This window comes from Paenibacillus sp. 01T422 (genome assembly GCF_056398785.1).
Genome location: NZ_JBFTQB010000180.1, coordinates 1 through 8,515, shown reverse-complemented (window position 1 = coordinate 8,515; position 8,515 = coordinate 1). Strand labels below are relative to the sequence as shown.

Below are 8,515 nucleotides of genomic sequence, written 5' to 3'. Positions count from 1 at the left end.
ATGGAAACGGGGTCTAGTTGCCCATGAAAATAGCAATAATAAACAACCAAGTATGAGGATAATGATATTTTCAAAATTGAAAATCACCAGAAGCAGCCCACTTATAAAAAGAAACAAACTGAACAAATGAATAACAGAAGCGGCAAGGTAAGTGAGCAGGCGCATCCATGAAAAAGTTGTGCGGAGACTGCCTTTATTAATCAAAGTTTGCAATAAACCGGAACCCATTTTCTCGCCAACCTGCAAGTATGTTCGTTCAAAAGCATTTCTGGGTTTACCTTTTTTATCATCAGCATTTAAATTCCACTCACATTTATCGCACCATGTTATAAACCCTTTGAGAACGGGCGTTTTCTCCATACAATTTGGGCATATTGTTGTTTCCAGCATTTCAATGTTCGAACTCATGAGTAAATTTATCCCACCCTCTTACTATTCATAGTTACTAATAATATACATAAAATGTTATCAATAACGTTGCATCCAGAACGTCAATTGTTTTGGAATTTATTAAGTACATGTTGTTTCCCCTTTTATTTGTTTTCATAATCTATTCTATTTTTATTTGTTTTTAAACCTAACCACAATAAAAGGGATGGTAATATGGAAAATGGTAGATACAAAACACTCATTCCTTTATATTGTAGTGTGTTTGGTATTATAACATATAAGAAATCAGCAACTATATATATGCATGGTACTACGCTTGCTAAATAGATATCTATAATCATCCAATCATCACCAATATTGTTGTATCTTTTATACACATAAATAGTAACAATACCAAAAATAGCGATAAGAGAAATAGGTATGATAGATGCAATCTCTTTTTTCCAATTACCTAACTTTCTCAAGTACATTCTTCCATAAAGATAGTAAATCAAAATATTAATTAAACCAAGTTCAATTGGCAATCTAAAAGAAGTTACTAGTACGATTATAATTGTTAGCACAGAGATAACTGAATGTAATAGAAGGGCTCTCAAAACATTTCTCAACAATAGCTAAATCATCTCCAATTCTGTAGTAGTAACTATCGAGCACTGTATCTTTGATACTAGTCTTCAACTTCCTAGTTACATAATCCTGTTACAAACGAATTAAAGTTTTTTGGCCAACTGAATGGTAAATCCGCCATCACTTTCTATATATATAACTGGAGGCTCTTCAATTCTAATGTGATAATCAAAAGCGATCCACCAGTGACCATCTCCTGAAATCAGCGCAAGCCCCTTGTTCCTAAAATATGACACTCAAAATTCTGCTTAGCCATGTCTAATCAACACTTTTGGAGCCAACTATGCAAAAGACTTAAATTTTCAGTTGTTTCTCCCCCCTTCCTAACGCGGATTGCCCCCCTCACAAGTATTGAGCAGATGCTATATTGAGTGTACAGGTATAAATTTAACCACTCGGGAGGTAAGTGAGATGAGAAACCACGCTAAGATAGTGACGGCCAATCGTCCTTTCGCTTGTTATAATGCGGAGCAGCTGGAGGGTATTCGCACTCGAATTCATATGCAGCATGAGCTGCGGAAGGAATATGAGCGACAATTGATGTTGTCCGATGCATTTGCCAAAGAGGAATTGTCCTTGCCTATTCAACGAATATACGCTTTCCGAACGAATCCCTTTGTGTTCCGGACGCCGGAGAACGCTGCCTATATGAAGTTCACTTTGCATGTCCGAGGCAAGGGAGAAGTCTGGATCAGACAAGTGCAGCTTACCCATTCGGAAAAAGGATTGCCAATTCCGCTCGCAAACGGCGGGTTTGATCACGGGTTATCCGGGTGGGCAACTGCAACGAGTTCCTCTACAAGCTCAGCTTCCCTTGAGCCTTCCGAAAACGCCAAGTACGGACATTGTTTGCACGTGAAGAACTTGTCAGATAACGACCAAGCGCTCCTGTCAATTATGGATCCGATTCCGGTGAATGCCCAAGAGTATTACAGCGTTCAGACGACCCTTCGATTGGATCAACGCTTATCTGGGGACGGTGTGAACGTCGAAGTCAGGTTCCTCGACGCTGTTGGTCTGCCTATGGATTCACCGGTATATACTTCGCCCTTTTTTAACCACAAGACACCGACCAACTGGGCTACTCTGCTGGAGACTGCTGGAGCGGATGCAGACGTCTATATGGTGACTGGGGATGCAGTGTACGCCGAACGCGCCAAACAGAAAATTCTGTACATGCTGCCAGATATGTGCCAAGGCATGGATATTTTCAAGGCGACTGGCTGGCATGACGATGATACTTACGGGGCCGTCCATATTGGACGAGGCATGGCTGTGATATCGGTTATATATGACCAGATTGCGGACTCTGGCGTCATGCTTCCACAGGAGGATGCAGCCATCAAAGCTGATTTCCGCTATATAGCAGAAATGATGATGGACACCGCATATTACCGGTTCGATCTGGAACAATTCCCCGATGAAAAGGGTGGCAAGCGGAGCAACTGGAACGCGGATCGCGCCACTGGCCTCGGGATTTATGCCCTCATTTTCCCCGAAGAGAAACTTGCTGATGACTATCTGGCGCATGCCTGTGCTGTCGTCGATTGGCAGCTGGAACATGTCGTTGACCAAGACGGTGCGTGGCCTGAAAATATTCGTTACCATGGTGCCGTGCTGCATCGGTACTTTCTATTTTTCACGCTGCTGCAGCGGCTGAAGGGGATCGATTATTGGTCACATGATAAGGTTAAAAAGATGTATCGCTTCTTAATCGGCACGGTAACTCCGAAGGATGCTGTTCAGGGCGGATCGGACTCGGAGCCTAAGCTCCTTTCCCCTGCTGTTGGTGATTCAACGGTTGATGACCATTGGTTCCGTATGTTCTCTTATGCAGCGCCCTTCTATGCACAATCCGATTCACAGCTTAGTCGGGAAATGATGTGGGTATGGAAGCACGGAGGTAGCGTGGTCCGGGATACAGGTGCTTATCCCTGTACCCTGCTATCCCTTCTCTACCCTCAGACAGAACTTCCCCAGGAAGCTCCTACTCTGACTTCCGTCCACTATCAGGGGATGGGTTATGTTATTTTCCGCCAACATTCCGGTTCATGGGGACGCGAGAACTATGCGATATTCGAGTCATCGCCGCTAACGTATCATGCCCATCACGATGAAGGTCATTTCTCCCTATGGGCGAACGGTACCCCACTGACTCTGGATCCTGGAACAGGTGGGTATTACAATGGAGATCGCCACTGGTACGTGAACGGACATGCGCATAACGTGGTTCAGTTTACGGACGAGGCTGGAATTGTACAGAACGGCCCGCTCAAAAGCCTCTGCGAAGAAGTTTTCTTCTCAGACCAACTGGATTATGTTCGGAGCGAAATTCCAGATGTCCATGCGGAAGTCTACCATCGCCATTTTGCCTATGTGAAAGCTGGCGCTGACGTTTATGTGGTTTGGGATCATATCCGGAGTAAGAGGAATAGCGTCTGGAATCTGCATACGATGAGTACCTCATCTGATATAGAAAAGAACCAGCTTACAGCTCACTGTTTGAATGAAATGAAATTGGAAGTTACTTTCCTTGAGCCAAGTGCGATTTCAGTATCAAAAGCTTATGGAGCCGTATCTGGAGCTTACCCATTAGCCGTTCAAGAGCATTTTCGAATCAGCAGTGGTGATAGCATCCGTGAGTGTAGCAGCGATTATCTGACTCTACTCTATCCGAAATCCAGCGATTCCTCTGGACTTCTCATAAGATCATTGCCAGTTGATGCCGATTTCCCTGAACTTCGGATGTACAAGATACTTCGGAATGAACAAACTATGTTCCACCTGTTGGTGAATGGGGCAGAACGACCCCATACCTTCTCCTGCCAAGCTGATACWCCACTTATGAACCTTCAAGACAAGACATCCTACACCCCTAATCAGAGTGGAGAATGCCACATTCTAGTGGATAGCGGCAGGCTTGCTATTCTTATTGAACACAGGTAATACAAACAAGGTCAATCGACATTACATCGATTGACCTTGTTTGTTATTTATTCCTTGCTAACATCCAAGCGAATTACATTCCATGAAGTCTTAGAAAGCCTTGCATGAACATGCCCATCTTCGACTCTTGCAGTTCCTTGGTTATGAGGAATGACATTTTCCGGGTGACTCTTGGTATTAGTTGCTTTCAGATTGTCATGCTCAAGCACCAAATGTTCGACTAGCTTAACTTTGCTGAAGCTGCGAAGGTTAATATCCAGGTCAAGCGTCTCGGTAAGATGTCTATTTACAGCGAAAACCGTCATTTGACTCAGCTCCTCGTTATACACACTGATGGCTTCCAAATATGGAACATCGGTGTAGTCTTTGGAGTCGTATTTCGGCGATTGGATAACAGGATGCAGCACTTTTCCCCTGCCATATAGGGAAGCATGGAGATAAGGATAATACGTAGTTTGCAGCCAGACAGGCCCACCGTTCTCGGTCATAATAGGTGCGATAACATTGATCAACTGTGCCATACAGGCCATTTTCACACGATCGGCATGTTTGAGCATAGTGATCAAAAAGCAGCCGACTGCAAGGGCATCCTCAAGCGTATAAGTATCCTCGAATTCAGCCGGTGCAATCTGCCAGCGCTCCGTTGCACGGCTGGTGCCAATCGAATTCCATACGTTCCATTCGTCCAATGAAAGGTATAGCTTCTTTTTACTCCTCTTCTTAGCTTTGACGTAATCACAGATGGAAGCAACGGTGCTGATGAATTGATCCATATCCAGGGAACGGGCAAGAAAATTCTCCGAATTGTTCTCGTTATTGTTGTAATACGTATGCAAGGATAGAAAATCCACTTGATCATAACTCAGGTCCAGAACAGTAGCTTCCCAATCTGCGAAGGTCGCCATGCCACTGCTAGAACTCCCGCATGCGACAAGCTCGAGATTTGGATCAACCCATCTCATTACTTTAGCTGTCTCATTAGCCAATCGGCCGTACTCTACCGCCGTTTTGGCGCCGATTTGCCACGGGCCGTCCATTTCGTTGCCTAAGCACCATGTTTTGAACCGGTGCGGCTCCTTGTAGCCATGGGAAATTCGGAGGTCACTCCAATAGGAGCCAGAAGGATGGTTGCAATATTCAACCAAATTCCGCGCATCATCCGCACCACGAGTACCAAGATTAACAGCCATCATGACATCTGAACCGGCAAGCTTAGCCCATTCTGCGAATTCATTCGTTCCAACTTGATTGGTTTCTGTTGTCCACCAAGCCAGCTCCAGCTTCTGCTTACGCTCCGATTGAGGGCCGACTCCATCCTCCCAATTGTAGCCAGATACGAAATTCCCACCTGGGTATCGAATGATTGGGACCTGTAATCTCCGAATAACCTCTAAGGCATCCCTGCGGAAACCACGTTCATCTGCTGTTGGATGTGAAGGCTCATAAATCCCTCCATATACCGCACGGCCCAAGTGTTCGATAAAAGAACCATAAATTCGTGGATCAACCTCATCTAGAATAAAGTCTTTGTCGACAATCATGGATGCTTGTAGTGGCACTTTACTTCCCCCCATTAAATGAATCAATCATGCCTTTGAACGAAAAGCTATAGGCGTAACAACGATTTGCATAAAGTGTAAACTCAGGATGCGTCTTCGACATCCAACTATCGTCGCCGCCGACCCCCATCTGCCGGTAGTTAACGCGCAGCGCGACATTGTCACTAGGAGGCAGCTTATACATATGATCGTGCGCTTCTAGTTCAGATGGCGTATAAGGCAGCGCGTTCAGCTCCACAGCATTAGCACCTTCAATCCGTAATCCAATGCCATCGGCACGGGTCAGTTCTGCCCATCTTACATCGGTTTTGTTTCCGCATTCCTGAGGGCGCAGATACGGCACATACTGGTCGGCAACCTTCCCCTGATAAATCCCTAATCTTGCGCTTTCAGCACGATCCCAATGATTCTCATGCGGGCCTCTACCGTACCACTTCAGGTTCTCGAAGCTAGCATCCAGCTGAAACATCATACCGATCTCTGGAATTTCCGGCAGGTTATGGCCAGGCAGCAATTCCTCACGAATTTGAATTTCGCCATCCCCCTTCACGACATATTGAAGTTTACACGTCGAGCTGTGTGTCGTTGGTAAGATGTACTCAACCGCTATCTCTACCTTATCTGCGTAGGAAAGTATCAGCATGGCATGCAGCTTACGCGCCTGTCCGGCTTCCTTCCAAGTCGCACTGCGCTCAGGGAGCTTGTTCCCTTTATCATTATCGATACTAGCACGCCAAAAGTTTGGCCTCGGAGCCTCTTTCATAAGCTCGACGCCTTGATACGAATAGGAGGTTAAGTCGCCTGTCAACTTGCTGAACGCTACGCTAAAATTTGAACCAAACGCTCTAAAAGATGTATCCGACTCTTCCGTATGCAACTGAATAACATCTGGAGCTTGCACAGCCTGCTTCTCAACTGGAAGCAAGAACTGTTCAAACGCTACCTCATGACCAGCAGCCGCCCAAGCTCTATCTACCTTCTCTACCAATCGAACGGTCAACGTACACTCTTCACCATCGTTCACGTTAATTGGCAGTAGAATAGGAAGTGTAATCTCTGCCGTGGCCCCCGCTTCCACAGCCAGCGAAACGATCCCTTGCTCAATGAACACACCGTTGTTGGCCAATTCCCATTTAAAATCATAATCAATTAAGTTTGTAAACAAGAAGTTGTTCATTACACGAATGCGGCATTGCTTCAAATCTATCAACTCGAACTTCACATTCTGATAGCATTTCTTCACTTCATATAATTTAGGTGTTACACCACGATCTGCGAAAATGAGACCATTCCCGCAAAAGGTACCATCGTTGGGTGTATCACCGAAATCCCCGCCGAAAGCCAGATATTCGATACCCTCTGGGGTTTTCGTGCGGATGGCTTGATCAATCCAATCCCAGATAAAGCCACCTTGGAGAATCGGATACTTATCGAAGAGCTCGCAATATTTATTAAGATTCCCATTCGAATTCCCCATCGCATGACTATATTCACATAGTATGAAAGGTTTCTTGGGATTAGAGCGTGCATACTCTTCCACTTTACTTGGAAGTGTATACATCTGGCTTTCCATATCAGAAGCTGCATCGGATTTACGGCAGCGCGTGACACCTTCGTAATGAACCAGCCGAGTCGAGTCATTCAATCGGAAGAAATCGTGCATTTTAATAAAATTGTCCCCACCCCAGGACTCATTACCTAGCGACCAAATGATAATAGACGGATGATTTCTATCCCGCTGCAGCATGGAATTCGCCCGGTCTAGGACATTTGCCGTCCACTCCGGTTTGCTTGCAGGGACAGTCCAGCCTTCTTCCTCTTGGAAATTGGACCAGCTGCCATGCGTTTCAAGGTTCGTTTCGTCAATCACATAAAGACCATATTCATCACATAAATCATACCAAAGCGGATGGTTCGGGTAATGCGAAGTGCGAACGGCATTGATATTATAGGCTTTCATAAGCTGAATATCGCGAACCATATCGTCATAGTGAATGGCGCGGCCTGTATCGCAGTTAAACTCGTGACGGTTCACACCTTTAAACAAGATACGTTTCCCATTAATTTTCATCAGCCCATCTATCAGTTCAAACCTTCGGAACCCGATGCGACAGCTCACCGCCTCAATAAGATCCCCTGATGCATCCTTCAACGATAGAACCAAATGGTACAAATAAGGGGTCTCGGCCGTCCATTTCATTGGGTCATTAAGGCTTGAGCGAAGATGCAGTTCCTGCTCATTCTCACCATCAAGCTTTACGTCCGCAGACAATGATGCTTGTACAAGATTCCCATCCTTATCATAAAGGCTGGCTTCCAGCGTGTATATGCCCAGCTGCTCACCAAACGCATTCGTTACGGTTGCTTTTATTTGCAGAAGACCATGCCGATATTCGTCGTCCAAATCCGCTACAACGTTGAAATCATAAATATGCACCTTCGGCGTGCTGTACAAATACACATCGCGGAAAATCCCGCTCATCCGCCAGAAATCCTGATCCTCCAACCAACTGGCATCACACCAGCGATAGACCTCTACAGCCAATTTGTTCTCACCTTCATGTAAATAAGGGGTCAAATCAAATTCCGCAGGAGTGAATGAATCTTCACTATACCCGACTAATTCACCATTCACCCAGACGTAAAAAGCTGCTTCAACACCTTGAAAACTAATATAAACAGGAAGATCCTTCCAATCAGTCGGCACTGTAAATGTTCGTACATAAGAGCCTACAGGATTGTATTTCGTTGGTGCAAAAGGGGGCTTGATATCCTCTTTGCCTTCCCATGGATACTTAACATTCGTGTACTGCGGATAATCGTAGCCTTGAAGCTGCCAATGTCCCGGGACTTGAATCGTATTCCAGCCGCTAGTGTCGTAGCCCATTTCAAAGAAATTCATATTACGCTGATCCGGCGTCTCGGCAAAGCTGAATTTCCACATACCATTTAGTGAAACCGTGTATCTGGATGCGCTTCTATCCCCTTTGAGT

At 45.3% G+C, this 8,515-nt stretch carries 6 protein-coding genes; 1 reads left to right on the top strand and 5 read right to left on the bottom strand.

Features of this window, described 5'->3' with window-relative positions; all coding sequences use genetic code 11:
- The 3 genes from AC1DUA_RS12595 to AC1DUA_RS12585 form a co-directional block, all read right to left on the bottom strand.
- Positions 1-408: hypothetical protein (locus tag AC1DUA_RS12595; RefSeq protein WP_477500081.1), on the bottom strand; the 408-nt coding region annotated here is incomplete at its 3' end.
- A 125-nt stretch (positions 409-533) separates the two neighbouring features.
- Positions 534-854, bottom strand: coding sequence for a hypothetical protein (locus tag AC1DUA_RS12590; protein ID WP_477500080.1), 321 nt, complete (start codon positions 852-854; stop codon positions 534-536).
- 246 nt (positions 855-1,100) lie between these two features.
- Positions 1,101-1,253, bottom strand: a complete 153-nt coding sequence (locus AC1DUA_RS12585) for a hypothetical protein (protein WP_477500079.1) — start codon at positions 1,251-1,253, stop codon at positions 1,101-1,103.
- A gap of 175 nt (positions 1,254-1,428) precedes the next feature.
- Here AC1DUA_RS12585 and AC1DUA_RS12580 point away from each other — a divergent pair, with 175 nt between their 5' ends.
- The gene (locus AC1DUA_RS12580; RefSeq protein ID WP_477500078.1) at positions 1,429-3,963 is read left to right on the top strand and encodes a heparinase II/III domain-containing protein; all 2,535 of its coding nucleotides are present in this window, start codon (positions 1,429-1,431) and stop codon (positions 3,961-3,963) included.
- Between the two features lie 47 nt (positions 3,964-4,010).
- On the opposite strand, the gene arfA is transcribed toward AC1DUA_RS12580, so the two are convergent.
- Both arfA and lacZ read right to left on the bottom strand, forming a co-directional pair.
- Positions 4,011-5,504, bottom strand: a complete 1,494-nt coding sequence (arfA, locus tag AC1DUA_RS12575; RefSeq protein ID WP_477500082.1) for an arabinosylfuranosidase ArfA — start codon at positions 5,502-5,504, stop codon at positions 4,011-4,013.
- A gap of 19 nt (positions 5,505-5,523) precedes the next feature.
- Positions 5,524-8,515 (bottom strand): beta-galactosidase, LacZ type (lacZ, locus tag AC1DUA_RS12570; protein WP_477500077.1); only part of this gene is annotated, 2,992 nt, incomplete at its 5' end.

Coding starts and splice junctions, on each gene's coding strand:
- arfA (WP_477500082.1), bottom strand. CDS start 5,504: ATGATTGTCGACAAAGACTTTATTCTAGATGAGGTTGATCCACGAATT.